This window comes from Sorangium sp. So ce281, from assembly GCF_051527395.1.
GTDB lineage: Bacteria > Myxococcota_A > Polyangia > Polyangiales > Polyangiaceae > Sorangium > Sorangium cellulosum_B.
Map to the genome: position 1 here is coordinate 6,975,512 of NZ_CP150322.1, position 24,655 is coordinate 7,000,166.

The 24,655-nt window shown below is 72.2% G+C and carries 21 protein-coding genes and 1 pseudogene; 10 read left to right on the top strand and 12 right to left on the bottom strand.

All coding sequences use genetic code 11. The features are described 5' to 3' along the window. Positions 1 to 638 precede the first annotated feature (638 nt). From WMF27_RS26360 to WMF27_RS26370, 3 genes are all read left to right on the top strand, one after another. Positions 639 to 1,163 carry a DUF1801 domain-containing protein gene (locus tag WMF27_RS26360; RefSeq protein ID WP_437766116.1) on the top strand — a complete coding sequence of 175 codons (525 nt, stop codon included), beginning with the start codon at positions 639 to 641 and terminating at the stop codon, positions 1,161 to 1,163. A 157-nt stretch (positions 1,164 to 1,320) separates the two neighbouring features. Next, positions 1,321 to 3,081, top strand: a complete 1,761-nt coding sequence (locus WMF27_RS26365; protein ID WP_437766115.1) for a MutS-related protein — start codon at positions 1,321 to 1,323, stop codon at positions 3,079 to 3,081. 1 nt (position 3,082) lies between these two features. Beyond that, entirely contained in the window at positions 3,083 to 4,066 is a 984-nt protein-coding gene (locus WMF27_RS26370) for a hypothetical protein (RefSeq protein WP_437766114.1), read from the top strand. Positions 4,067 to 4,108: 42 nt separating this feature from the next. Here the strand turns inward: WMF27_RS26370 and holA are convergent, their stop codons facing one another. After that, positions 4,109 to 5,167: a DNA polymerase III subunit delta gene (gene holA / locus WMF27_RS26375; RefSeq protein ID WP_437766113.1), complete on the bottom strand. Its 1,059-nt coding sequence runs from the start codon at positions 5,165 to 5,167 to the stop codon at positions 4,109 to 4,111. Positions 5,168 to 5,276: 109 nt separating this feature from the next. Continuing rightward, positions 5,277 to 5,828, bottom strand: coding sequence for a hypothetical protein (locus WMF27_RS26380; protein WP_437766112.1), 552 nt, complete (start codon positions 5,826 to 5,828; stop codon positions 5,277 to 5,279). A 54-nt stretch (positions 5,829 to 5,882) separates the two neighbouring features. Here WMF27_RS26380 and WMF27_RS26385 point away from each other — a divergent pair, with 54 nt between their 5' ends. Beyond that, positions 5,883 to 7,136 carry an SLC13 family permease gene (locus tag WMF27_RS26385; protein ID WP_437766111.1) on the top strand — a complete coding sequence of 418 codons (1,254 nt, stop codon included), beginning with the start codon at positions 5,883 to 5,885 and terminating at the stop codon, positions 7,134 to 7,136. Between the two features lie 58 nt (positions 7,137 to 7,194). Here the strand turns inward: WMF27_RS26385 and WMF27_RS26390 are convergent, their stop codons facing one another. Continuing rightward, the gene (locus WMF27_RS26390) at positions 7,195 to 7,392 is read right to left on the bottom strand and encodes a hypothetical protein (RefSeq protein ID WP_437766110.1); all 198 of its coding nucleotides are present in this window, start codon (positions 7,390 to 7,392) and stop codon (positions 7,195 to 7,197) included. Between the two features lie 295 nt (positions 7,393 to 7,687). On the opposite strand from WMF27_RS26390, the gene WMF27_RS26395 reads away from it, so the two are divergent. Next, a complete protein-coding gene (locus tag WMF27_RS26395; protein ID WP_437766109.1) occupies positions 7,688 to 8,449 on the top strand; it encodes an SDR family oxidoreductase in 762 nt (253 codons plus the stop codon). A gap of 54 nt (positions 8,450 to 8,503) precedes the next feature. Here WMF27_RS26395 and WMF27_RS26400 read toward each other — a convergent pair whose 3' ends face one another. The 8 genes from WMF27_RS26400 to WMF27_RS26435 form a co-directional block, all read right to left on the bottom strand. Beyond that, complete coding sequence (locus WMF27_RS26400) at positions 8,504 to 9,226, bottom strand: hypothetical protein (protein ID WP_437766108.1); 723 nt, start codon at positions 9,224 to 9,226, stop codon at positions 8,504 to 8,506. After that, positions 9,213 to 10,547 carry a B12-binding domain-containing radical SAM protein gene (locus WMF27_RS26405; protein ID WP_437766107.1) on the bottom strand — a complete coding sequence of 445 codons (1,335 nt, stop codon included), beginning with the start codon at positions 10,545 to 10,547 and terminating at the stop codon, positions 9,213 to 9,215. Before WMF27_RS26405 ends, WMF27_RS26400 begins: the two co-directional genes overlap by 14 nt. Before the next feature lie 157 nt (positions 10,548 to 10,704). Further along, a complete protein-coding gene (locus WMF27_RS26410; protein WP_437766106.1) occupies positions 10,705 to 11,547 on the bottom strand; it encodes a CPBP family glutamic-type intramembrane protease in 843 nt (280 codons plus the stop codon). Between the two features lie 53 nt (positions 11,548 to 11,600). Continuing rightward, positions 11,601 to 12,572 carry an OmpA family protein gene (locus WMF27_RS26415; RefSeq protein ID WP_437766105.1) on the bottom strand — a complete coding sequence of 324 codons (972 nt, stop codon included), beginning with the start codon at positions 12,570 to 12,572 and terminating at the stop codon, positions 11,601 to 11,603. A gap of 17 nt (positions 12,573 to 12,589) precedes the next feature. Further along, a complete protein-coding gene (locus WMF27_RS26420) occupies positions 12,590 to 12,991 on the bottom strand; it encodes a DUF4398 domain-containing protein (protein WP_437766104.1) in 402 nt (133 codons plus the stop codon). 102 nt (positions 12,992 to 13,093) lie between these two features. Next, positions 13,094 to 15,034, bottom strand: a complete 1,941-nt coding sequence (locus tag WMF27_RS26425) for a DEAD/DEAH box helicase (protein ID WP_437766103.1) — start codon at positions 15,032 to 15,034, stop codon at positions 13,094 to 13,096. A gap of 105 nt (positions 15,035 to 15,139) precedes the next feature. After that, positions 15,140 to 17,101: a glycoside hydrolase family 9 protein gene (locus WMF27_RS26430; RefSeq protein WP_437766102.1), complete on the bottom strand. Its 1,962-nt coding sequence runs from the start codon at positions 17,099 to 17,101 to the stop codon at positions 15,140 to 15,142. A 238-nt stretch (positions 17,102 to 17,339) separates the two neighbouring features. Further along, entirely contained in the window at positions 17,340 to 18,239 is a 900-nt protein-coding gene (locus tag WMF27_RS26435) for a 1,4-dihydroxy-2-naphthoyl-CoA synthase (protein WP_437766101.1), read from the bottom strand. 355 nt (positions 18,240 to 18,594) lie between these two features. Here WMF27_RS26435 and WMF27_RS26440 point away from each other — a divergent pair. The 5 genes and pseudogenes from WMF27_RS26440 to WMF27_RS26460 form a co-directional block, all read left to right on the top strand. Beyond that, positions 18,595 to 18,819: pseudogene (locus WMF27_RS26440) on the top strand (PAS domain-containing protein); the annotation flags it as partial. 182 nt (positions 18,820 to 19,001) lie between these two features. Continuing rightward, on the top strand, positions 19,002 to 20,075 hold the full coding sequence (locus WMF27_RS26445; protein ID WP_437766100.1) for a fibrinogen-like YCDxxxxGGGW domain-containing protein: 1,074 nt from the start codon (positions 19,002 to 19,004) through the stop codon (positions 20,073 to 20,075). A 107-nt stretch (positions 20,076 to 20,182) separates the two neighbouring features. Next, positions 20,183 to 20,680 (top strand): hypothetical protein, encoded by a 498-nt coding sequence (locus tag WMF27_RS26450; RefSeq protein ID WP_437943062.1) that lies wholly within the window; start codon positions 20,183 to 20,185, stop codon positions 20,678 to 20,680. 26 nt (positions 20,681 to 20,706) lie between these two features. Next, on the top strand, positions 20,707 to 21,342 hold the full coding sequence (locus tag WMF27_RS26455; RefSeq protein ID WP_437766098.1) for a hypothetical protein: 636 nt from the start codon (positions 20,707 to 20,709) through the stop codon (positions 21,340 to 21,342). A gap of 111 nt (positions 21,343 to 21,453) precedes the next feature. Continuing rightward, positions 21,454 to 23,493, top strand: coding sequence for a protein kinase domain-containing protein (locus WMF27_RS26460; protein ID WP_437766097.1), 2,040 nt, complete (start codon positions 21,454 to 21,456; stop codon positions 23,491 to 23,493). A 53-nt stretch (positions 23,494 to 23,546) separates the two neighbouring features. On the opposite strand, the gene WMF27_RS26465 is transcribed toward WMF27_RS26460, so the two are convergent. After that, positions 23,547 to 24,314 carry a hypothetical protein gene (locus tag WMF27_RS26465; protein WP_437766096.1) on the bottom strand — a complete coding sequence of 256 codons (768 nt, stop codon included), beginning with the start codon at positions 24,312 to 24,314 and terminating at the stop codon, positions 23,547 to 23,549. Between the last annotated feature and the right edge of the window lie 341 nt (positions 24,315 to 24,655).

Here is a 24,655-nt window from a genome sequence, read left to right on the forward strand (position 1 = left end):
TGGCACAACAAGGAGGGCGTTCGCGGGGCTTTTGGCACAAAAATGCGATGCGAGAGGCGAATTTTGGCACATTTTTACTTCCGAAGACGCTCTGCAGAGCGATCTCGAGGGGTCCGGACCGCGGTGTGTCGCAATGCATTGCGTTTGAGCCAATGCCGGACCCCCCTCATCTGGCACAGGTCATGGCGGCCTGGCACAGATCACGGCGCTGTCCGCTCCGTGGAACACGGAGGCAGGGGGACGGGACGCCCGGGCGCCCGTGGCGCCGGAGGGCGCGACGGCGGGGGGGACGGAGGCATGCTCCTGGGGAGGAGGACGAAGTGGAGACCGCTCCAGCAACCGTCGAGGACGCGGTCGCACTGGACGGCATCCTCGCTCTCCTCTCCTTCCCCTGAAAGCGAGACATGATCGCGCAGCACCGACGGCGAAAGTTCCAAGATTACCTATCCCTTCATCACGCGCTCTCCCTGACGGAAGGTCGATCGGACCGCCTGCATCGAGGAAGGACCGCCCTCCATGCAGGCACGCCATGACGGGGCTCTCGATCGGATTGACCGGTCTTTCGATGCCAGCGGGGCGGGCATACAGGGTGCGCTCGCGCCGCGGTCGCGGCGGTCCCCGCGCCCGAGGAGGGCCCGATGGGCGTGGTCAAGCCGTCGCCGTTCGGCGAAGCTGCCTTCGTGCCCTCTGGAAAAACGAAGACGAGCACGCCCGGGAGATCCGGCAAGCCGCGCGCGAAGACGCGGGAGGACGCGCCCGCTCCCCCCGGACCCGGTCGCCCGCAGGAGGACCAGGCCGTCGTCGCGTTTCTGCGCGCGCTCGATCCTCCGCGCAAGCAGGACATCGAGGCCATTCGGCAGATCATCCTCGGCGTCAGCCCCGAGATCCGCGAAGGGATCAAGTGGAACGCGCCCAGCTTCCGGACCACAGAGTACTTCGCGACGTTCAACTTGCGCGGCAAGGACGGGGTCCGGCTCATTCTCCACATGGGGGCAAAGGTGAAGGACAGCGCCATGAGCGCGGAGAAGATCGCGGACCCAGCAGGCCTCCTGGAGTGGCTCGCCAAGGACCGTTGCCTCGTGACGTTCAGCGACGGAAAGGACATCCAGGCCAAGCGGGCGGCGCTGGAGGCCGTCCTGCGAGAATGGATCCGATGGGTTTGAAGCTGCTGCGGGCTCGACGCGTGTGGTTCGCGTGAGGTCACCACCTTGTCCCGCACGCCCGGGCTCATGAGCAGCAGGTCGTCGTCCTCGTGGGCGGCCATGTAGCGGTCATGACCCTGCGCGGGGAACTTTTCGCGCGGGCGCGGGTCGTCTGCTCATGCACCCGATCCGCGCGCATGCCCCTACCGAGAGCGTCGCCCGCCCGCCCGAGCCCGGTGGGCCCTACGCGCCCGACGCGCCCCACGCGCCCGCCCTCCCGTCCACGGACAGGATCCCCAGCCTGCTCTTCGTGGACCCGCCCGCGCGGGCCGATCTCGACGAGCTGCGGCAGTCCCTCTCGTTCGCGTTCACCAGCGGCGTCTCCGGCGGGCTCTTCAGCCAGGCGCTCGATCGGGCGCCCATCGCGCCCTCCACGTGGGATCCGAAGAGCTTCGCGCCGGACCTGTTCCTGGAGGAGCTCGTCGCCCGGTGCTTCCGCGTCCGCGTCGGGGGGCACGAGGCCGTCGTCCACCGAGGGTTCATCCTCCGCGTCCTCTCGCGGCCCCCGAGCGACGCGCGCGTGACCGAGCTCCGGAGGGGGATCCTCCACGAGCTGTCGGGCTCACCCACGTTTCGCAGGCAGCTCGAGAGGCTCTACACGGCCTCGTGCCGGATGCGGGGCGCGCTCGAGGGCGCGGTGGCAGGGAAGAAGTTCGATCCGACGCGGCGGCAGCTCGACGTGCTCGCGATCGTCAAAGAGGTCTTCGACCTGATGAGCGGGTCGTTCGAGGGCGCGCGATCGGGCCTCTCCCGGCTGCGCGACTTCGGCCAGGCGGTGCAGGCGACCGAGGGATATCGATCGATGGCCGATCTCCTCGATTACGACGAGCACCTCGCGACGCTCCGCCTGGATATCCGCGTCGGCGCCGACGGCCGCATCCGAGGCTTCGACGTCGTGACCGTCCGGGAGCGGCAGGAGAACCCGTTCGTCCTGTCGCCGGTGCGGCGCTGGCTCGCGAAGCTCGAGATGTTCTTCCGCGGATACAGCTTCGGCGACGGAGAGGTCATGGCGAGGCTCGTCGACGCGGTGTTCGAGGGCGTCGAGGATCAGGTCGTCAAGCTGGTCCCGCTCGTCGGAGAGATGGAGGTCTACCTGGGGGCGCTCGGCTTCCGGGATCTCGCCGAAGCGGCGGGGCTCGAGGTCTGCCTGCCGGAGCTCCGGTCCGCCGCGGAGGGCGAGCGCGTGCTCCTCGGCCTCTTCAATCCGCTCCTCGTCGCCGGCGGAGGGAAGGCGGTGCCGTGCGACGTCGTGACCGATCGGGCCGACACGACGCTCCTGGTCACGGGGCCGAACTCGGGCGGAAAGACGCGCCTGCTCCAGTCGGTGGCGCTGACGCAGCTCCTCGCGCAGGCGGGCATGTTCGTGCCGGCGCGCAGGGCCAGCGTCGCCCGCGTCCCGGGGCTCGTTGTGTCGCTCATCCAGGAGACGAAGTTCGATCAGAGCGAGGGGCGGCTCGGCATGGAGCTGCTCCGGATCCGGGCGCTCTTCGAGGAGCTCGGCCCGGGAGCGATGGTGATCCTCGACGAGCTCTGCTCGGGGACGAACCCGTCCGAGGGGGAGGAGATCTTCGAGCTCGTCGTCACGCTGCTCGAGAAGCTCCGCCCGCAGGCGTTCATCACCACGCATTTCCTGACGTTCGCGGCGCGGCTCGAGCGGGAGAAGGCGATAAGGAACCTCCGCTTCGTCCAGGTGGAGCTCGACGCTGCGCAGAAGCCCACGTACCAGTTCGTCGACGGCGTGGCCGCGACCTCGCTCGCAGCCCAGGCCGCGGCTCGACTCGGCGTGACCCGCGGCGAGCTCGAGGGCCTCATCGATCGCAACATCGATCGCAACCTGCTCGCCTCCCGGGCGCTGTCCGTCGTGGGTCGGGAGAGCTGACGTGGCGACGTTCCTCACGACCGAGCGGATGAACCCCGCGCTCCGCGCGCGCGTGGAGCGGGCCGCCAGCCACCGGGCGCGCGCGCGCCACCACGCGGCTCGCGCCGGGATCAAGGGGACGTTCGCGAGCGACAAGCGGCTCGGGCGCGCGCGGCTGCTCACGCTGCTGGCGGCGGCGGCCGTCGTGCTCCTCGCGATCGCGATGTACGTCCAGGATCGCCGCGCCGTCGAGGCCGAGCGGCGCGCCCTGCTGGCCGCGCTCGACGAGCGCCGCGCGGGGTTCCCGGCGGGCCACGAGGGCTTCGTCGAGGCGACGGATCGCTGGATCGGCGAGGCCGCGAGCGACGGGGACCCCGCCGATGTCGTCGACCCTTCGCTCCGCGCTCCAGGCGCCCTCGACGCCCTGCTCCGCCGGCCCGCGGTGTACGTGCGCGCTCCTCGCGCCGAGCTGCGCGACGCCCGCGGGATCGACGACGCCGCGCGCGGATCCGACAAGGATGCGTTCCTCCTGTGCCTCCTGAAGCCTCCGCCCTCGCCCTCGGAGCGCGATCTGCTCACGAAGGTGCGAGGCGTGTATTTCGGCGGGACCAAGGTCGACGAGGAGACGGCGAACGTCCGCCGGCTCGCCGAGGCGCGGCTCGGCCTCGCGGTGCTCGGGCCCGCGTTCGAGGGCTCGGTGCGCGCGGCCAGCGACGTCGCGGCGGTGAAAAGGCACCGCAAGGAGCTGGATCACTCCCCGATCGAGCTGGCGAAGAAGGCGGCCGGCGCGGAGGTGCTGATCGTGGTGGCCGAAAGCCCTGTCGAGAGCACGACGTCCGCGAGCTCGGCGCGCGTCTCGCTCGTGGATCTCGCGGCGAAGAAGGTCCTCTTGCGCGTGAGCCGGCGGGTCGACCAGCAAGGGCTCTCGCCGACGGGCGTGCTCCATCGCGAGCAGATCGAGGGCTGCGGCCTCGCGTTCGCGGTGCGGCGCAGCGTCGAGGAGTGAAGGCTTCGCTCCCGGGAGCGCGAGGCGGTCACCGAGCTCCGCTCAGCGCGCGCACATCTCCATCAGCATCGCCTCCAGCACCGCCTGCGCCGGGCGGCGGCTGCTCTTCAGCGCGAGATCCGTCTCCGCGAGCACGCGCATCCAGCCGGCGAGCGCGCCCTTCGGGAGCTGGCGGACCGACTGCGCCACGTCGTTCGCCTTGAAGGGGGCCACGCCCGCGCGCTGGGCGGCCTCGGCCTGGCTCGCGCCCCCGGCGAGCGCCGACTCGAACTTCACCATCTGCCGCACCGACCACGACACCGCCCCGAGCAGCCGCAGCCCGCCGTCGCGCGGATCGTAAGCGTCGGCGAGCGCCGCGAGCGCGCGGTCGAGGCGCCGCTTCCCGAGCGCGTCGATCAGCTCCCAGACGGTGCTCTGCCGGACGCGGATGACCACCTGGGCGATCGCGTCCTCGGTGATCGGCTGCTTCGGCCCGACGTACAGCGAGAGCCGCTCGAGCGCGTCGACCACGTAGCCGAGCTCGGGCCCGGCGAGCTCGGCGAGCTGATCGGCCACGTCGGGCGCGATCGGGTTGCCCTTCTCGCGGGCGACGGTCGCGATGAAGCCGGGCAAGGCGCGGCGGTTCAGGGGCTCGCACCCGACGAGGAAATCGCCCTTCTTGGCCGCGGTGACGAGGCGGCGCTGGCCGTGGAGCTTCGTCGCGACGAGCACGAGGACCGCGCTCGGCGACGGCGCCTTGGCGTACTCCGCGAGCGCGTCGAGCGGGCTCAGCTGCTTCGACACGCCCCGCTTGCCGCTCGCGCCGCTCGCGCCGCGGTCGTCGTCCCCCTCGCCGTCGTCGCCCTCGTCCTTCTTCTCCCAGCGATCGACGCTGCGGACGAGCACGAAGCGGCGCGGGCCCATCATCGGGAGCATGCGGGCGGCGCCGAGGATCGACTCGATAGGCGCGTCGCCCGCGGTGAACTTGTCCTCGTTGAAGCCGGCGATGCCCCCCTTGGCCGCCGCTTCCCGGATCGCGCTCACCACGCGATCGACAAGCCAGCGCTCCTCCCCCAGCACGAGGTAGACGGGGCGGAGGGCGCCGGTGGCCGCTTCCTTCAAGGCTTGGTCGGGCGTCACCGCTCCGGCATCGGGCGTTCAGGCAGGTGCGTCAAGGGCGCCGCGCTCGCCCCCGGCGCCGGCGAGCCCGCGAGCCCGGCCCTCCCCTCGATCACGGCAGCGAGAACGGGACATCGACCCGCACGTTCGCCCCCGGCGGCGCGACGGCGACCGGCGGGAGCGCGTCGACAAGGCAGGCCGTGACCTCGGGGCGCGACGCCTCGCGATCCTCGATGATGCCGCGCGCGAGCTGCCGGCCCTGCGCGTCGAACGTGAGGTTGAAGACGTACTTCACCCCGCGCGGCGCCGGCTGCGCCGCGACCGCCGGCTTGTAGCAGCGCTCGATCAGGGCCGGCCGGTGCGCCTCGAGCGCCCGCGCTGCCTGCGTCGCGACCTCGTCGCGCGGCACGCTCGGCGCGGGCGCCTGGACCGGGCGCGCCGGTGCGGGCGCGGGGACCGGACGCGCCGACACGCCCGGTCCAGGCGCCCGCGCCGCCGGCCCGGCGGCGGACGCCGCATCGGCAGGCGGCGAGGGCGCTCCCCCGGCGGGGCGCGGGTCCGTGGGGACGCCGGCTGGGCCGTGGCGAAGGCCGAGGTAGACCGCAGCGGCGATCATGGCGCTGCCGAGGAGGATCGCGGTGGGAGTCGAGAGCTGCCTGCCCATGCCTTGGCATTCCCAGTTTGACAGGATCCCCCCCGACGACTCTAGATCCGCGCCGTGTGGTCCGTCCTGCTCGTATTCGCCGTGACGTACATGCTGATCGCGGCGCGGCGCCTGTCGATCCTGCCCATCGGACGCCCGGCCGGCGCGCTCGCGGGCGCGTGCGCCATGGTCTTCTTGAGCGCGATCCAGCCGGGCGCCGGCCTGGACCCGCACGAGGCGTTCGCGGCGATCGAGCCGAACACCATCGGCCTCCTGCTCGGCATGATGCTGCTGGCGACGTCGCTCGACGCCGCGGGGGTGTTCGAGCACGCCGCCGCGTGGGTCGCGCAGCGGGACCTGTCGCCGGTCCGCCTGCTCTACCTCGTCACGGTGGGCTCCGGGCTCGCCTCCGCGGTGCTGCTGAACGACTCGGTCTGCGTGATGCTGGCGCCGCTCGTCGACCGGACCGCCCGGCGCGCGGGGCTCGAGCGGGCGCCGTACCTCCTCGCGCTCGCGATGGGCGCCAACGCCGGCAGCGCGCTCACGCTCGCCGGCAACCCGCAGAACATGCTCGTGGGCCACCTCTCCGGCATCTCGTACCGCACGTACCTGCTGGAGGCGGGCCCCGCCGCGCTGATCGGGCTCGCCGTCACGGCCGTGACGCTGCACCTGCTGCTCCGGCGCCGCCTCTCGGTGCGGGCGCCCGCGGCCGAGCCAGCGGCGCCCGAGCCCGCGCCGGCGGGAGGCGCCCGGCCGAGCGCCCTGGCGCCGCTCGCCTGCCTCGTCGTCGTGTCGGCGCTGTTCGTGCTCGGCGCGAACCTGGCGTGGGCGGCGATCGGCGGCGCGACCGCGGTCATCCTGCTTCACCGGCGCGACGCGAACGCCCTGTTCGAGCGGGTGTCGTGGAACGTGCTCATCTTCTTCGGGGCCCTCTTCATCGTCGTGGCGGGCCTCCAGAAGACCGGCGTGCCCGAGGAGGCGCTGCGCGCGGCCAGCCCCTTCCTCCCCGCCGGGCCGACGCTGGGCCTGCTCGGCCTGAGCATCGCGATGCTCGTCGGGTGCCAGATCGTCTCGAACGTCCCCTTCATCCTCCTGGCGGACTCGTACATCCGCAGCCAGCCCGATCCGCACCTCGCGTGGATCACGACGGCGCTGGTGTCCACGCTCGCGGGCAACCTCACGCTGCTGGGCTCGGTGGCCAACATCATCGTGGTGGAGACGGTCGGCGCCGAGCGCGAGATCGGCTTCCGCGCTTACGCCAGGGTGGGTGTCCCGGTGACGCTCGCCTCGACCGCCGCGGCGCTGGCCTGGCTCCTCCTCGTGCGCTGAGCTGCGCCGCCACGGCGCGACCCCGCCACGCCGCCGCGCCGAGCAAGCGCCGCGCCGATCAAAACGGCGCCTGCTCGCGCAGGCGCAGGCGGCGATGACGCATCCCGGCGCGCGCCAAAGGGCGCCGCCCCGGCGGCCTGCGCCGCACGTCGAGCCACGCGTGGATCACCGTGATCCCGACGGCAGCACAGAACACAGGCCCCATGGCGAGCATCACCAGGAGCCGCAAGGCTTGCCGGATCGTGCGCTTGTTCATGTGTCCCAGCGTACACCACCACCGGCGAGCCCAGCAGCGGATTGAGCTAAAAAACTTCAACTGTGCTGCTGGAAAGACCCATGTTCAAGCTTCGTCGCGGAAAAATCTTGTATTGCTGGATCCTGCTCGCTTACAGCTGGGGGTGGCCGACCTCGACCTTCTGTCGACCCTCTCCGCCGCGCGGCGAGCGGTCCGCGCCCGCGCGGCAGGGAGGCCCCTGGAGGCGCGCCTGTGCGGCCGATCTCCTTCGCAGCGGCGAGCGAACCGCGGTCACCTATCTCCTGGAGAAGCCTGAATGGCGCATCAACTATCCGAACGAGTCGCCCTGGTCACCGGCGCTTCCCGTGGCCTCGGGGCGGCCATCGCTCGCAAGCTCGCGGCCTCGGGCGCGCGGGTGGCGGTCAACTACTTCGGCAGCGGCGAGCAGGCGGCGCGCGTGGTCGAGGACATCCGCCAGGGCGGCGGCGAGGCCGAGGCGTTCCGGGCCGACGTGCGCGACGAGCAGGAGGTCGCCCGCCTCGTGGGCGAGGTGCAGGCCCGCCTCGGCCCCGTCGCGGTGCTCGTGCTCAACGCGACGGGCCCGCAGCCGTTCGTCAAGCTGGAGGACCTGACCTGGAAGCACTGCCTCGACCAGCTCGAGTTCTTCGTGAAGAGCCCGGTCCTCCTCGCGAAGGCGGTGGTCCCGGGGATGAAAGCGCGCCGGTCGGGGCGGATCATCAACGTCGGGTCCGAGGTCTTCGAGCAGGGCGTGCCCGAGTTCTCCAGCTACGTCTCGGCGAAGGGCGCGCAGCTCGGCCTCACGCGCTCCTGGGCGATGGAGCTCGGCCCGCACGGGATCACCGTCAACCAGGTGTCCCCCGGCTGGGTCGTCGTCGAGCGCCACCTCCAGGAGGGCGCGAGCGCCGAGGCCATCGAGGCCTACCGGGCGAGCAACCCGCTCCGGCGCATGGGCACGCCGGACGACATCGCCGAGGCCGTCGCCTTCCTCGCGTCCGACGCCGCCGAGTTCATCACGGGCCAGAAGCTGTCCGTCAACGGCGGCAGGACCCTGGCCTGAGCGGCCCCAGGGAGGGAGAGCAGGACCCGCGAGTCCCCTATCTCGTGGATCTGGTCAGCGATTCCGGCGGCCCGCTCCGCCGCGCCACCACCGCGCCTTCACGACGAGCGCCCCGTAGACGACCAGGAGCGGACCCACCGCGAGGTGCGAGAGCAACGCGAGCACCAGAAGCACGCCGTTGACGCCGTCGTCCGGGCTCTCGGCTCGATCGCGCAGCCCTCCCATGATCTCCATCACGCCGGTGGCCAGGTTGAAATACGTGAGCCCCGTTACGATCAGCGCGAGGGGCAGGAGCGTCGCGGTGATCACCGCGGGCCAGCGCAACCCCACGCCGCGCGAGAGGTAGTGGACGAGCAGCGCGACGCGCCAGCCAGCGACGACCGTAAGAAACCCGAGGTTGATCTGGATGGCCACGGGCATGGAGGTGAAGCGCTCGACCGGGATCGCATAGAGCGCCGCCGGGGGCGCCGTCATCGTGATGACGGTCAGGAGCTTCGCGTACGAGAGCCGCAGCTCGTCCGGGCGCCGGAGCGGCGCCACGACGATCCAGAGAAACGCGCTCAGGAGGATGGCATAGACGACCGAGCCAAGGCCCGTCTTGCGCCAGGCGCTGGCGACCGGATCGTCCCAGTACCGCCCGACGCCGACAAGCCAGGTGCAGGCCAGGCCGAGCGCGAGGTGCCGCCCGTCGAGGCGCGCGAGGTCGTCGCGCGAGAGCCGGAAGGTGAGCAGCCGCCCCGCGGCGCGGGCGAACGACGGTCGATCACGATCGCGCATGCCGTTCCCTGCGGGCGCGTGTGGCGCGGCGAAACCGGCTGCGCCGGCGCGCGGTCTCCCCCGGACTGTAGAGCTCGCTCATCAGCCAGCGGAACCCTTGCTCGAGCGCCTCCACGCTCATGCGCGCCGGCCTGAAGGTCACGTCGAACAGCGTGCACGCGTCCCAGAACACGGGGCGGAGCAGCCGTCCCTGCACCTCGAGCGCGCGGTGGAGCGCGGTGCCCGGGAACGGCGTGAGCACCGTGATCTGCACCTCCGCGAGATCGCACTCCCGGGCGAACGCGAGCGTGCGCTCGAAGACGCCGTCATCGTCCTCGTCGAAGCCGAGCACGAAGCAGCCGTTCACCGGGATCCCACGCTCCTGGATGCGGCCGACCGAGTCGACGTAGCGGGCCCGCTCCGCGGCCTTGAACCCCCGCGGCTCCGCGGCCCGGAGCGCGGTCGGATTGACCGACTCGAGGCCGACGAGCAGCTCGGCGCAGTTGGACTCGGCGAGCAGATCGAGGAGCTCTGGATCGTCGGCGACCGAGATGTCCGTCTCGGTGAACCACGCGATCGGGCGCGCTCGCCGCGCGTTGTACTCGACGAAGAGCCGCGCGAGCTCCCGCGCCCAGGGCTTCTGCACGAACGTGTTGTCGTCCGCGAGCTCGAGGAACGGCTGCGGCCACGCCTCGATGATGGCGTCGAGCTCGCGGCGGATGAGCGGGATGGGTTTGCGCTTGTAGGGGCTGATGAGCCGCGAGGCGGCGCAGAAAGTGCAAGCGAGCGGGCAGCCGCGCGTGGTCTGGAGCGTGAACCGATTGTACCGAGCGACGTCGAGCAAGTCATAACGCGGCACCCGCGCGCCCTCGATCGGAAACGCGGGCCACGCGCCGCTCCGGGCGCTGTACAGCGGGCGCAGCCGGCCCTCGCCGAGCTCGTGGAGCAGCGCCGGCCAGAGCAGCTCCCCCTCGCCCTGGACCACCGAATCGGCGTGCTGCGCCGCCTCGTCGGGGAGCGCGGAGGCGTGCAGGCCGCCGAGGACCACGGTGACGCCCTCGGCGCGCAGCCGGTCGGCGAGCGCGTAGGCGTCGAGCGCGCGCGCCGCGAGCGACGAGATGGCGACGACATCGTACCGGCCGTCCACGATGCGCGCGACGTCCGCGTCGGCGATGGCGTCGAGCTCGCGGTACTCCACCTCCCAGCCCTCGGGCGTGTGCGCGGCGATCGTGAGCAGCCCCAGGCTCGGCAGCGACGCGATGACCTCGCTGCGCTCGACGAAGCCCGGCAGCGTCAGCCCGAGGCGCGCGAGTTCCTCGTCCTTGACCCGGACGCCGCTCATCGCGAGAAGAAGCGCGCGTCGCGACCTTCGCCCCATCGTCGTCGCAGGAGGTATATCGTGGTCCTTCCCGGCGGGGAATGAGGTTCGTGCGAGGAGCACGTAGCGCAGCCAGCCGCGAGACGCCTGCTCTACGCGGCGAGGCGGCGGCCGCGCGTCGTCATAGACGCCCTTGATGCCACAGGGAGAGCAGGTCCATCGACGTCGCGACGACGATGTGGATGGCGCAGCCGCCCCAGATGGAGTCGCTCTTCAGGCTGACCGTGCCGAGGATGAACCCGGCGAGCACCGAGCCGAGCGCCTCGGGCAGCGGCTTGCCGAAATGGATCATCGCGTAAGGCACCATCATGGCGAAGATCGACGAGTAGCCGAGCGCGCGGCGGATCCCGTGGAGGAAGAAGCCGCGGTAGAAGAACTCGAGCGCAACGAACTGCGCGGCATAGAGCGCCTCCCACGCCCAGAGCCAGGGCCACGGGCCCTCGCCCGGCGCGAGCTTGTAATAGGGATACTTCGCCTGGAAGGCCGGCGAGAGCGACGCGGCGAAGAGGACCGGCGCCATGACGGCGAAGAGGAAGCCATAGACGGGCAGGTGCCGCGCCGTCCCGCGGACGCGCAGGCCGAAGCTCCGGATCGGCGCCCGCAGCACGAGCTTCGCGACGACGAGGGTCGGTATCAGATAGCCGGCGAGGCGGCCGAGCGCCCAGACGATCCGCTGGTGAAAGCGGCGATCCGGCGACGTGTTCAGCGCGTCGTGGAGCCTCGCCGCGGCGCCGTCGAGGCCCACGGCGCGCAGGCCGTCGACCATCCAGCGCGTGTTGTTCTCGTTGCCCGCGAACCGGACGAAGATGAGCACCCCGATGACGGTGAGGAACACGCACACCATCCGGCGGGTGACCTCCCCCGCGGGCGTGGTGGCCCGGTGGTGCGCCGCCTCGGCGTCGAGCCGGTCGCGCAGGTCGATGACGTACTCCTGCCAGATCCGGCGGAAAAAGCGTCCGATCACGCGCCGTGCTTATCACCGCCGGCGCCCCCGGCACAACCGTGCGGCAGGCGCTCCTACTGCTGGGTGGTGGGATTGACGATGATCTCGACGCGCCGGTTGTTGGCCCGGCCCTCGGCGCTCGTGTTCTCCGCCACGGGGCGGTCCGGCCCGTGGCCGACGGTGGCGATCTTGTCCCCGGGCAGCCCCGCCGTGATGAGGTGGGCCCTCACGGCGTCGGCGCGCTCCAGCGAGAGCTTGCGGTTCGCCTGGGCGGAGCCGGTCGAGTCGGTGTGCCCCTCGATCCGCAGGGGCGGCGACCCCTGGTCCTTCAGCGTGGCCGCGACCTGGTTGAGCTTCTCCTTGGCGATCGGCAGGAGGTCGGACTTGCCCGAGGCGAAGAGCACCGCGCCGGAGAGCGTGATGACCACGCCGCGCTTCTCCTCCTTCACCGCGGCGATCTCCTTGAGGCTCGCGAGCGCCGCGTTCGCGACGCGCTCGGCCTCCCGCCGCGCCGCCTCGGCCTCCTGGCGGGCCTTCTCGGCCGCGGTGCGCGCGCTCTCGGCCTGCAGCCGCGCGCTCTCGGCCTGCTGCTGCGCGGTCTCGGCCTGGGCGCGCGCGTGCCGCTCCCGCTCGATCTGCTGCTGGCCGCTGTGCAGCGCCTCCCTCGCGCTGGCGAGCTGCTGCTGCGAGAGGTCCTTGAAGGCGTCCTCGGCCGCGGCCTTGTCGCGCTGCGCCTGCAGGAGCGCCGCCGCCGCCTCGGCCTCCTGGGCCTTGCGGTCGGCGATGTACGCGAGATCGCGCGTCTGCGAGGCCTCGGGCTCCTCGCCGAACGCCCCCTCGGCGCGGGAGAGCGCCTGCTTCGCCGTGTCGAGCTGGGCGGGCGCGAGGCGCGAGGCGGCGCCTTCCGCCGCGCGCCTGTAGCTCGCGCGGGCGTCGACGAGCTCCTTCGGCGGGACCGCCGCGCCGCACCCCGACGCCGCGTAGAGCGCGGCGCACAGGGCGAGAGACCGAGCAGGCCAGGACGGGTTCTTCACCGGAGATGCCATCACCATCACCCCTCGCTTCACTTGACCCCCGCCTGCTTCAGCTTCTCGACCTGCTTCAGCGCCTCCTGCGCCTCGGCCTGCGTCGAGCGCACCTTCGCGAGCGCCAGCGCGAGCTCGGCGTCGGCCTCGGCGCGCTGGAGGAGGCGCGTGGCAGACTCGTTGTCCTCGGCCTGCATCTGCTGCTTGGCCTTCTCGAGCTGCTCGCGCGCGAGCTTCAGGTGGAGGGTGGCCTGCGGGTCCGACCCGGCGCCCATCTCGTCGGCCGCGCGGATGGCGGCCTGGGACGCGGCGAGCTGGTCGTTCGGCGGAGGCACGGTGCCGCCGCACGCGGCGAGCGCAAGACCGAGCACTGCAGCGAGCACCGCGGCCGGGCTCGCGAGGCGGCGTAGGGGTGGCTTGTTGTTCGGGCTTCGGTTCACCCGGCCGTTGTACAACACCCGAGGTCTCCGAGAAATCAGGAAACCCCTACTGTCGCGAGCGATCTCGGCCATCTGCCTCGGTCCGCCGCGTCAGGACAGGCGCTACTCGACGCGCATCGAGCTCGCGCGGACGATGCGGATCCGCGCGTCACGCGCGTCGGGCTGGTTGACCGCGCGCGCGAACTCGGGCGCGGCCGGGGAGGCCACCTCGACGACGGACGCGGTGGAGCCGATGCGGATCGCGCCGATCTGCTGGCTCGACACGCCGCCGCGGCGGCACACGAGGGCGAGCAGGCGCCGGGGATCGGCGCCGTGGCGCTCCCCCCAGTTGACCTGGAAGGGCACGAAGGGGAGGCGCGGGGGCTGCTCCCCGCTGCCTTGACGAGCGACAGGGCGAGCGCGCGGCGGTGCCTCGGACCAGGGCGGCGCGGAGGGCCGGGCGCGCGACGGCGCCCCGGACCAGGACGGCGCAGAGGACCGGGCGCGCGACGGCGCCCCGGACCAGGGCGGCGCAGAGGACCGGGCGCGCGACGGCGGCTCGGAGCGGGGCGGCGCGACGGCGGTGACGGGCTGCGGAGCGCAGGGGCCGGTGTGCTTCGCCCGCGCGAGGAGGGCCGCGACGAGCTCGGTCGCGTCCATGTCCGCGAGCAGGCGGGCAGCGAGCTCCCTGTGCCGCGCCTCGGGCGCATGGCCGGACGCCTCGCGCGGGCCGCGCACGTTCGCGTCCACCACGGCCGTGTCGACAGCGGCCGCGTCGCCCGCGGCCGCGTCGCCCGCGACCGCGTCGCCCGCGACCGCATTGCCCGCAGCCGCCCCCTCCAGGCGCACCGCGGCGAGCTCGGCGGCGAGCCGCTCGTCGGCGGCGCGGAGCACGTCGTCCGGCGACGGCGCCGGCCGGAACGTGGCCTCGACGCGCGCGCGACGGAACAGCCGCAGCGCGTGCTCGCGCGCCCACGGCGCGACGAGCAGCACGCTCATCCCCTTGCGGCCCGCCCGCCCGGTGCGGCCGCTCCGGTGCGTGAAGATCTCGGGATCGCCCGGGGGATCGGCGTGGATGACGCGCCCGACCTCGGGGACGTCGATGCCGCGCGCGGCCACGTCGGTCGCGACGAGGGTCGTGATGGCGCCCGAGCGAAACGCGTCGAGCGTACGGGTCCGCTCGCGCTGCTCGAGGTCGCCGCTCAGGGCGCCCGCGGGCAGACCGAGCGCGGTGAGCTTGTCGGCGAGCTCGGCGGCGCCCTCGCGGGTGCGCACGAAGACGAGCGTGCGCTCGCCGGGCGCGAGGAGCAGCAGGTTCACGACCGCCGCGTCGCGCTCCGCCGGCAGCACGAGGTGGGCGACGTGCGCGATGTCGACGTTCGCGGCGCCGGGGCGCGTGCCCTCGACGCTCACCGCGTCCCGCTGGAAGCGATCGGCGAGCGCGCGGACCTCGCGGGAGAAGGTGGCCGACACGAGGTGGGTCTGGCGCTCCTGGGGCATCTTGCCGACGATCGCCTCGAGGTCGTCGCGGAAGCCGAGGTCGAGCATCTGGTCCGCCTCGTCGAGCACGAGGGCGAGGACGCCGCGCGGGTCGAGGGTCCCGCGCTCCAGGTGATCGAGCAGGCGGCCGGGCGTCCCGGCGATGACCAGGGGGTCGCGCCGCAGCGAGCGCGCCTCGGCGCCGAAGCTCGTGCCGCCGGTGACGCACGCGACGCGCGCGCCGAGGGGCGAGAGGAGCCAGCTGAGCTCGCCGGCGATCTGCGCGGCGAGCTCGCGCGTCGGCGCGATGATCACCGCGGCCGGAGCCGCCGTGGTGCGGGGCGCGCCGTCGGGCGCGGCCGCGGCTGCGCGGTCGGCGAGGGCGCGCTCGAGGCGGGGGGCGAGCGCGAGGCCGATGGCCACGGTCTTTCCGGAGCCGGTCTGCGACGAGACACGGAGGTCCCGCCCGGCGAGCTCAGGGGCGAGGACGGCCTGTTGGACGGAGGTGAGGGAGGTGAAGCCGCGGCGGGCGAGGGCGCCCGCGAGCGGCGCGGGCAAGGCGTCGAGCAGTGAGTCTGGATTCATGAAAGCCGCGCAACCTAGCAGAAGCTGGACGGTTGTCGCGGCCAATCGCCCATCGGGCGTGGCGCAGCGCGGCGCGGCGCGGCCCCCCTGCGCGCCGGATCACTGTCACTGGGCGCTCGCCTTCGCCTTCTCGTCGAGCCAGGCCACCGTCCACGCGAGCGGGCTGTTCCAGTTGATCGTGATCTCGTTCACCGACCACGCCTCGATGTGGTCGATGTAGCACTTCTGCGGGACGCACTTCGCGCTCTCCTCCGTCGCGCCGAGCGCCGCTTTCGCCACCGGATCCTCCAGCCCGGAGTTCGGCCCGCCGGAGACCGCGCCGGGCGGAGCGAACGGGAACGACGCGTCCAGCTGGTGCGCCCAGAAGCGATGATGCGGGTTCTCGAGCGGGCTCTCGCCGTAGCCGGAGACATAGGACTTGTCCATCGGGTTGCGCCCGAGGAGGTAATCCGCGCCCGACGCCACGCCGTCGAAGTACTTTTGCTCGCCGGTGAAGTCGTGGGCGAGCGCCAGGACCAGCATGTTGTTGAGCACGAAGGAGTTGGAGCCCCAGGGATACCCTCTCTCGTCCGCCTTGAAGGGCACCCGGTACCCCTCCGCTCCGATGACCTCGAGGTACTTGTCGGCGATGGCGACCAGCTGGACCCGGGCCGCCTCGCGCTCCGCCGCGGCATGCTCGGCCTCGACCACGGCGAGCGAGATGGCGCCCAGCCCGTCGACCTGCCCCCAGGTCATGGCGCTGAACGTGCCGTCCACGCCGGCGAGCTCGTCGCTGTAGGGCGACGCCGCGAGCTCGGCCTGAAGCGCGGCGTCCTCCGTGGTGAGGAAGAGCTCGGCGGCCGCCCAGTAGAACTCGTCGCTCAGCTCGGCGTCCCCGTAAGCGCCGCCGCCCACGACGCCGCTCTCGTTCGGCACGACCTTCGGGTTCGCCTTCGCCGCGGTCCACGCCCGCGTCGCGGCCTCGAGGCACTGGGCCGAGAACCCGGGATCGAGCTCGCGCCAGATGCGCGCGGCCTGGGCCGCGGTGGCGGCCAGGTTGAGCGTCGCCGCCGTGCTGACCGGGCGCAGGAAGCGCGGCTGCGGATCCTCGTGCGGCGGCAGCGGCAGGCCGGTCCACTCCAGGTCGTGGATCTTGTGGTGCACCATGCCCGCGTTGGCCTCGCCCTCCGGCACCTGCATCGCGAGCATGAACTCGATCTCCCACCGGGCCTCGTCGAGGATGTCGGGGATCTGGTTCGCGTTCTCGGGGATCTTCAGCTTGCCGTCGCCGAAGTCGTCCGCCGTGGACCCGAGCGCGACGAAGCGCTCGTACTGGTTCAGCAACGTCCAGGCGGAGATACCGCCGTTGACCACGTACTTGCCGTGGTCGCCGGCGTCGTACCACCCGCCGGTGACATCGAGCGTGTACGTGCAGCCGAGATCCGCGCCGCAAGGGGCCTCGTCCGGCAGGTGCCCAGCCGGGCGCGCGTGGTCGGGGCCGACGTACTGCGCCAGGATCTCGATGCCAGAACGGTTGTGATAGAAGTACGCGAGCGCGTCGTACTTCATCTGATAGTAGATGGTCGGGCCCACGTCGAACGGGTGGCTCGACACCTCCCCGACACGGAGGGTGTACCCCTCGCCGACGGTCGTGAAACCGCTGAAGTCGATGGTGTGCACGTGCTCGCCGGAGCTCGCGTCGTCGCCCACGACGCGGGTCGCCCCGCTGGCGACCACCGTGCCGCCGGCGTCGACGAGCTCCCATGCATGCGGCTCGTCGGCCGCGGCGACGACCGTGGCGACCTTGGCGGCGGCCGGCAGGTACCCGACCTGGTTGACGCGGATCAGCTCGGTGCCCGACGGCGCCCCGCCGCCTGCGCCGCCTGCGCCGCCTGCGCCGCCCGCGCCGCCTGCGCCGCCCGCGCCGCCTGCGCCGCCCGCGCCCCCTGCGCCCCCTGCGCCCCCTGCGCCCCCCGCGCCGCCAGCAGCCCCCGCGCCGCCCGCGCCCCCTGCGCCGCCCTCGCCCCCTGCGCCGCCAGCAGCCCCCGCGCCGGCCGAGGAGCTGTCGTCGTCGCCGCAGCCAACCATGGTGAGGCCGCCCGCGAGCGCCAGAAGAAGAGACCCTCCCAACCACAGCCAGGAACGGTCCCGACGAGCCGACTTCGCAGCAAAAGAACAAAGCATGATGCGCATCTCCAGGTGAAGTTGAAGCCGCGTGACCAGACGGCACACGCGGAATCTTGCAGCTTCGCCACCATCGATGAAGTGGATGTCGGTGTCAAGCGCGAGTGTGCGCTCTGGGCGTGGCGTGGGCGGCGCGTCGTCGTCAGTAGTGCCAGGGATAACGGGTGAAGTCCGGGCGGCGCTTCTCCAGGAAGGCGTCTCGGCCCTCCTTCGCCTCCTCCGTGCCGTAGGCGAGCCGCGTCGCCTCGCCGGCGAAGAGCTGCTGTCCGACGAGCCCCTCGTCAGGCAGGTTGAAGCCGTACTTCAGCATCCGCATCGCCGTCGGGCTCTTCGAGTTGATGATCGCGCCCCACCGCAGCGCCTCCTCCTCGAGCTCCGCGTGAGGGACGACGGCGTTGACCATCCCCATCGCCGCCGCCTGCTCCGCCGTGTAATCGAGCCCGAGGAAGAAGATCTCCCGCGCCTTCTTCTGCCCGACCTGCCGCGCGAGCAGCGCCGAGCCATACCCGCTGTCGAAGCTCGCGACGTCCGGATCCGTCTGCTTGAACATCGCGTGCTCGCGGCTCGCCAGCGTCATGTCGCAGACCACGTGGAGGCTGTGGCCGCCGCCCGCCGCCCAGCCGGGCACCACCGCGATGACGACCTTGGGCATGAACCGGATGAGCCGCTGCACCTCCAGGATGTGGAGCCGGCCGAGCCGCGCCGGGTCGGCCTGCCCCGCGCTCTCACCCTCGTATTTGTACCCGTCCTTCCCGCGGATGCGCTGATCGCCGCCGGAGCAGAACGCCCAGCCGCCGTCCTTCGGCGAAGGCCCGTTGCCGGTGATCAGCACACAACCCACGTCCGAGGTCGTGCGCGCGTGCTCGAGCGCGGTGTACAGCTCATCGACGGTGCGGGGACGAAACGCGTTGCGGACCTCGGGTCGGTTGAACGCGATGCGGACGGTGCCCTGGTCCACGGCGCGGTGATAGGTGAGATCCTCGAACGAGAACCCTTCGACCTCACGCCAGCGCGCCGGGTTGAAAATCGCAGAGACGGTCATGGTCCACTCCTTTGGGGCGCGGACCGTACTCGCCTCATCGTGGGCCGGCAACCTCGGCGACATGACAGTGGCGACCTCCGGGCGCGCGCGTTCCCCGGATCCGGTGCTCCCTGCTGGCGCTGCCGGCCTTGCACGCCCGCTCGCAAGCCGCCCGGTACTCTTGACACATAAGCCGTCCTCGTGGACAAGCAGGCTTCGACGCGCGGCGCGGTCGACGTCGCGCCGCTCGGGATTTCGCGTGCGCGCTCTGGCCAGGCGGCGCGGGAGGCGCTCGCCGGGGTTCGGACAGGAGAATCGCTGATGGCGGGCGGCCTCGGCGAGGGGCGCGCTTCTGCCTGCCCGCGAGGGGGATGACATGGGCTTGAGCTACGAACGACTTTTCCAGGTCTCGTCAGGACTCCTGGCCACCGCGGACGCGCGTGCCTACTTCCATGATCTGAGCTCTTCCTGGGAGCAGCCCCTCGGCTGGTCCCTCGACGAGATCAGGGCCAGGCCCCACATCGAGCTCGTCCACCCCGACGACCGCGAGGCCACGCTCGCCGAGGCCGCCGCGCTCTTCCAGGGCCACACGACCATCAAGTTCGACAACCGGTACGCGTGCAAGGACGGCTCCTACAGGTGGCTCGCGTGGACCGCTCACCTGGACGCGGCCGAGGAGCCGTCGCGCCGCGGCGGAGCGGCCGGCCGCGCGGGGCGGATGCGCGCGCCGGGGGGGCTGGTGTATAAGGCCGCGTGGCGAGTGTTCGTGTCCCCGGAGGCCGCATGTCGCTCGGCCAAGGTTCGGTCGCAGGCGCCTGCTGCGCGGCCATCGTGCTGCTCACCGCCGTGTCGGCCTGCTCGACCAGGGTGCGGAGGTTCGGAGACGACGACGCCGGAGGCGGCGGGAGCGCCTCGGCGTCGAGCGCCGGCGGCGGCGGCGCTGCCTCGAGCGCCGGCGGCGGCTCTGCGTCGAGCGGCGGGAGCGGGTGCGAGCCCGGTCACCAGGAGGTCTGTTACGGTGGTCCGCCGGCCACGTTGAACCGCGGAGCCTGCCGCGCCGGCGTGAAGATCTGCGACGAGGAGGGCAACGGGTACGGCCCGTGCGCCGGAGAGGTGCTGCCCGCCGCCGAGCGCTGCGACACCGCCGAGGACGAGGACTGCGACGGCGCGGTCAACGCGGGGTGCGCCTACGCCCGGTGCGCCGACGTCCCCCGCGGCCTGCCGAGCGGCGTGGTTTTGCTCGATCTGGACGGGGCCGGGGGAGATCCGGAGTTCCCCGTGCTGTGCGATCTGGAGACGGACGGAGGAGGGTGGGCGCTCCTCTACAACAGCGTCGGTTCGGCGGAGGGAGCGACGCTGCCGTTCTGGGACATCCCGTACGCCGAGCGGCTCGGGACCAAGGGCGAGCCGGCGCTCGAGCGGAACTTCTACAGGGGCTCCCTCTACCTCGTCGGCCGGGAGTACCGCGACGAGATCGCGGATATCGAGGGCACCGTCGCAGAGGTCATGCGCGCGACCGCCGAAGGCATCGATACGACGACCATGAAGCTCCTCGGCCCCCTGCACGTCTCCGGGAACGCCAATGTCTACTTCGCGCATTTCCTCTCGGGGTGGTCGTCGGGAGATCACGACGGCGACACGGCCCCGAACAATAACTGCGCTGTCGAAGCCCTGAACGTCACGCAGCACTACGCGCAGTGCTGGGAATACAACCTCGGCGCGGACGGGGACGCACCGTTCGACGACGGCGGCTGGGGTCCCCACCTCGGCACGCACATCGCGGATCAGGCCGGGCTCGCGAACGACAATACGCGGTATACCCGGGTGCGGCGAATCTCTCGCTGGACACGGTGGTGAGCCGGGCCCTCAGACGTACCTCCGCCCGTACCTTCGCGGATTTGGTGACAATTCTCGGGAGGCTCGGGTATGCTGCCCCGGCCATGCGCTTCTATGCACTGACTTTTTTGACGCTCTTCGCGAGCCTCGGCCTGGCGAGCTGCTGGAACAACGGCGGCTGCGTGGAGGGCGACGCGTGCGAGTGCTCCCAGGGTGACGAGTGTTACCTCGGCTGCGACGGTGACGATTGCGACCAGCGCTGCTTCCAGATGAATCGCTGCGGCGCCGTCTGCGAGCACGGGTGCTCGTTCGAGTGCTTCGACGTCGACGAGTGCTCGGCCTCCTGCGGGGACGACTGCGACCTCAACTGCCATAACACGGCGGCGTGCGGGGCCATCTGCGATCGCGACTGCCGGTACGAGTGCCACGACACGAGCCGGTGCGGCGTCAGCGTCGGCTCGGGCAGCGTCGTGACCTGCCGGAACGTGACGACCTGCGAGGTCGAGTGCCGGGGCTCATGCGAGGTGTTCTGCGACAACGTGGGCGGCGAGTGCCGCGTCACCTGCCGCGGCGGCGAGGCTGCGGTCATGTGCCCGAACGGCTCGCGCTCGTGCGGCGGATGCTGAGGAGACCGAGACCGATGCAGAGAGCGATGACATCGCAGCTTCGCGCGCCGCGCCTCCTGGCCGCCGCGCTCTCGTTCGCGGCGCTGACGATCGGGTGGACCGAGGTCGGCGAGGCGCAGATGACGATCAAGCGCCCCGGCGACCGGCCCGACTACAAGGTCGAGCTGGAGCCGCACCTCCTCCTCACGCCGTTCGCCCCGCTCGGCCCCGGCGCCGGGAACGGCCTCGGCGCCGGGCTCCGCGCCACCATCGACATCGCGCCCGACGGCTTCATCAAGCGCATCAACGACTCGGTCGGGATCGGCTTTGGCCTCGACGGCATCCACTACGGAGGGGACGCGGACTACCGCGGCGAATGCACCCGCTTCGAGAACGGGCCCGCGGGCACGCGTATCTGCACCGAGGTCGACCGGTACGGGGCGCCCTCGGACTACGTGTTCGGCTCGGTCGTGATGCAGTGGAACTTCTGGCTTCACCGGAAGTGGTCGGTCTTCGGCGAGCCGGGGCTGTCGCTGTACCTCGGCGACGTGGGCCGCGACGGGGTCTTCGGGGTCGCACCGGCCCTGTTCGTCGGCGGGCGCTTCCACTTCACGGAGAAGGTGACGCTCACGATGCGGCTCGGATACCCCGCGTTCTCGCTGGGCGTCTCGTTCCTCCTGTGAATTTCGCGCGCTCGCGGACGCCCGCGCCGTGCGCCCCCGCGCCCCTCCCGCTCGTGGCGCCCCTCCTCACCGCTTCCCCGCGACGCGGGCCGACCTGATATCCTGCGCCGCATGCCGGAGACGCCGCGATCCGAAGAGACGCTCGGCTCGGCCTTGGTCGAGGACGTCACGGTCCCGAGGCTCAACGCGCCGGCCGCGCAGCCCATGGAGGAGCTCTCGAGCTCGGCGCTCACCGAGGACATCGAGGCGATCGAGGCGGCGGCGGCCGGGGGCGCGGGCGGCGACCCGCTGATCGGGAGCCTGATCTCGGGGCGCTACCGCGTCCACGAGCTCATCGGGGAGGGCGGGATGGGCGCCGTCTACCGCGGCGAGCAGGTGCACCTCCGCAAGCAGGTCGCGATCAAGCTGCTCCGGCCCCTCGCCCGGCGGATGCCGGAGCTCGTGGCGCGGTTCGAGCGCGAGGCCGTCGCGGGGGCGCACATCCGCCACCCGAACGTCGTCGCCGCCATCGATTTCGGCCAGCTGGACGACGCGTCGTTCTTCCTCGTCCTCGAGTACGTCGAGGGCACGCCGCTCAAGGACGCGATCGCCGGGGGACGGCTCCCGCCCGCGCGGGCGCTCCGCATCGCGCGTCAGATCGCGTCGGCGCTCGCGGCGGCGCACGAGAAGGGCATCGTCCACCGCGACGTGAAGCCCCTGAACGTGCTGCTCGACGCGCACGATCAGGTCAGGCTCATCGATTTCGGGCTCGCGAAGGTGAACGTCGATCTCATGTCCAGCCAGAGCCGCAAGACGGCGACGCCGAGCCCCGCCCTGACCAGCGCCGGCGAGGTCTTCGGCACGCTCGCGTACCTCGCGCCGGAGGCGCTGCGCGGGATGGACGCGGTGGACGCGCGCGCGGATCTGTACGCGCTCGGGCTCGTGCTCTACGAGATGCTCACCGGACAGCACCCCTTCGACACGAAGAACGTCGTGGAGCGGCTCAAGCAGCAGGGGCCGGAGGGGCCGCCGGCCCTGCGCGCGCGCGCTCCGGATCTGGAGGTGCCGTACGAGGTCCAGCAGGCCGTGATGCGGCTCATGGAGCACGATCCGTCGTTCCGCTTCCAGACGGCTGCCGACGCCATCGCGGCGCTCGATGAGGGGCTCGCGGCGCTCGCTCGTTCGGCGGCGCCGCCGGCGCCGGCAGGGGGCGGGATCGCCGCGGCTGGGCGGGCCCCGTCGGGCGGGAACAGCGCGGCGAGCGGGGCCGCCGTGGCGGGAGCCGGCGCGAGCAACGCGGCGGGCGGGGCCTACGCGGCGGGCGGGGCCGCCGCGCAGGCCGCGAAGGCGGCGCCCAGGGAGCAGGCGCCGTCTGCCTGGCCGGGGCCCCGGGCGACCTTGCTCGCGCGCGCGCACCGCGGGCCCACGGCCTCGGCGCGCTGGGTGCCCCTCGCGGCGGCGCTCTCGGCCCTGGCGGCGCTCGCGCTCGGCGTCGCGCTCTGGCTCGTCGTCCGGCGGCCCGCGACGACCACGGAGGCGCCCGCGGTCGCTTCCGTCGAGCCCCCGCCGGCGCCGTCAGCGCCGCCCCCCGCGTCGGCAAGCGCGGCGCCCGAGGACGACGCCCGCGGCGCCCCGAGCCCGCGCGCGCAGCTCAGCCGGGCGGTGGCGACCAGGAACTGGGTGCTCGGGGCGCGGTCGCTGCTGGCCCTCGCCGAGGCCGATCCGGAGCTCGCCCTGAGCAGGGGCCTGCGCGAAGAGGTGCTCTCCACCGTGGCGGGCATCGGGTTCGAGGAGGACAACCCGGCGGCGGACGAGGTCTTCGACCTGCTCACGAACCGGCTCGGCAGCGGCGGGCTGGACGTGCTGCTCGACCTCGTGCGCGCGCGCGGAGGCACCAAGGCGGCCCGGCGCGCCAGCGAGATCCTGGCCCGGCCCGACGTGATGGCGCGCGCGACCCCCGCGCTCCGCGTCCTCTTCGCGTTCCGCAGGGCCAGCTGCGGCGGAAAGCGGGCGCTCTTCGGCCGCGCCGCGGCCGAGGGGGACGAGCGCATGCTCTTCGAGCTCCAGGTGCTGCACGGCGCGCGGTGCAGGCGGAGCGATCCGTGCTGCTTCCGCGACGACAAGGCGATCGCCGACGCGATTCAGCAGCTGAAGACGCGCCTCGGGACGTGACCGGCGCGCGCGGCGCGCCTCCTTTCAGCCGGGCCCCGCCGCGGAGGCGCCGCTCAGAGCAGGCCGCAACCAGGGTAGAGCGGCAGGAGATCGCTGTCGCGCACCTCGCTCCGGATCGTCTCCGAGTAGCTCGGCCCGAGCAGCGGCCCCAGGAGCGGCCCGAGCAGCGGCAGCGTGTGGCACGTCTGGTTGCCGGAGGCGTCCTCCAAGCAGGTCAGGTCGCAGAGCCCCAGGAACGCGATACCGCACGTCGACGCGAGGCCACACAGCCGCTCCAGCGAGAGGAGGCTGAGATCGAGCGGGCAGCTCAGCGAGAGCGCCGAGAGCTGCCCGGTGAGATCGGGATCGATGCAGGCATACCCGACGATGGTCCCGGGAAGGAACGCGTTCCCGTACATCGTGGCGTCGTTGACGACGAACTCCGTGTAGGGCTCCTCGTTCAAGGGGCCATCGAGGGCCGGGTGGCCGCCCTGCAGCAAGATATCCACATGCTCGCCGGTGCCGTTCAGGTGCTGGAAGATGCACGCCGAGACCCAGCGCTGCTCCGAGGGGGTGAGAGCACGCTCGGTCCATTCCGGCGCGAACCCGAAGGAGCCGTGGAACTCGTGGCCGTCCGGACCGTAGACGACCTGGTCAGAGGACAGCGCGCAGCGCACGGTGTAGTCGAGCACGCTCTTTCCGCCGGACGTGCCGAGCAGCGCCGTCGGGGCCACGACGTCGTTGGCGCCGGCGAGCGCCTGCTGGCCGAGCGCGCGGAGCGCCGCGCGGTTCGCCGGCGCCCAGAAGTCGCTGGGGAGCAGGCCGTTGCATCCGATGGGCACCGCCGTGCTCCGTATTGGCAGCTCCGCCGTCTCGACGGGGTCGGCGTCGAACGGGGCGTCGGGGCCGGTCTCCGACGAGGCGGCGCATCCCGCCGTGAACACACCGGCGCCAAGGAGACCAACCACGATGAAACGGGTCGATGACATTCGGCTCTCCTCCGAGGTGGTCGCGCAGCCAGGCACAGGGCCAGGTCCAGACATCGACCAGCATTGTCGATCTTTCTTAAATTGGCAGTCTCCCATCTTCCAGGAAGGCGCGCAATGCTGAAAATCGGTACACGTCGGTTGTGTAAAAGGATCGCGTAAAAGGATCGCGTAAAAGGATCGCGTAAAAGGATCGC

Bases quoted from the DNA above. Each gene is read 5' to 3' on its own strand.
- WMF27_RS26415 (WP_437766105.1), bottom strand. From the start codon at position 12,572: ATGGCATCTCCGGTGAAGAACCCGTCCTGGCCTGCTCGGTCTCTCGCC.
- WMF27_RS26460 (WP_437766097.1), top strand. From the start codon at position 21,454: ATGCCGGAGACGCCGCGATCCGAAGAGACGCTCGGCTCGGCCTTGGTC.
- WMF27_RS26455 (WP_437766098.1), top strand. From the start codon at position 20,707: ATGACATCGCAGCTTCGCGCGCCGCGCCTCCTGGCCGCCGCGCTCTCG.
- WMF27_RS26425 (WP_437766103.1), bottom strand. From the start codon at position 15,034: ATGAATCCAGACTCACTGCTCGACGCCTTGCCCGCGCCGCTCGCGGGC.
- WMF27_RS26390 (WP_437766110.1), bottom strand. From the start codon at position 7,392: ATGAACAAGCGCACGATCCGGCAAGCCTTGCGGCTCCTGGTGATGCTC.
- WMF27_RS26435 (WP_437766101.1), bottom strand. From the start codon at position 18,239: ATGACCGTCTCTGCGATTTTCAACCCGGCGCGCTGGCGTGAGGTCGAA.
- WMF27_RS26400 (WP_437766108.1), bottom strand. From the start codon at position 9,226: ATGCGCGATCGTGATCGACCGTCGTTCGCCCGCGCCGCGGGGCGGCTG.
- WMF27_RS26380 (WP_437766112.1), bottom strand. From the start codon at position 5,828: ATGGGCAGGCAGCTCTCGACTCCCACCGCGATCCTCCTCGGCAGCGCC.
- WMF27_RS26395 (WP_437766109.1), top strand. From the start codon at position 7,688: ATGGCGCATCAACTATCCGAACGAGTCGCCCTGGTCACCGGCGCTTCC.
- WMF27_RS26360 (WP_437766116.1), top strand. From the start codon at position 639: ATGGGCGTGGTCAAGCCGTCGCCGTTCGGCGAAGCTGCCTTCGTGCCC.
- WMF27_RS26430 (WP_437766102.1), bottom strand. From the start codon at position 17,101: ATGGTTGGCTGCGGCGACGACGACAGCTCCTCGGCCGGCGCGGGGGCT.
- WMF27_RS26405 (WP_437766107.1), bottom strand. From the start codon at position 10,547: ATGAGCGGCGTCCGGGTCAAGGACGAGGAACTCGCGCGCCTCGGGCTG.
- WMF27_RS26445 (WP_437766100.1), top strand. From the start codon at position 19,002: ATGTCGCTCGGCCAAGGTTCGGTCGCAGGCGCCTGCTGCGCGGCCATC.
- WMF27_RS26365 (WP_437766115.1), top strand. From the start codon at position 1,321: ATGCACCCGATCCGCGCGCATGCCCCTACCGAGAGCGTCGCCCGCCCG.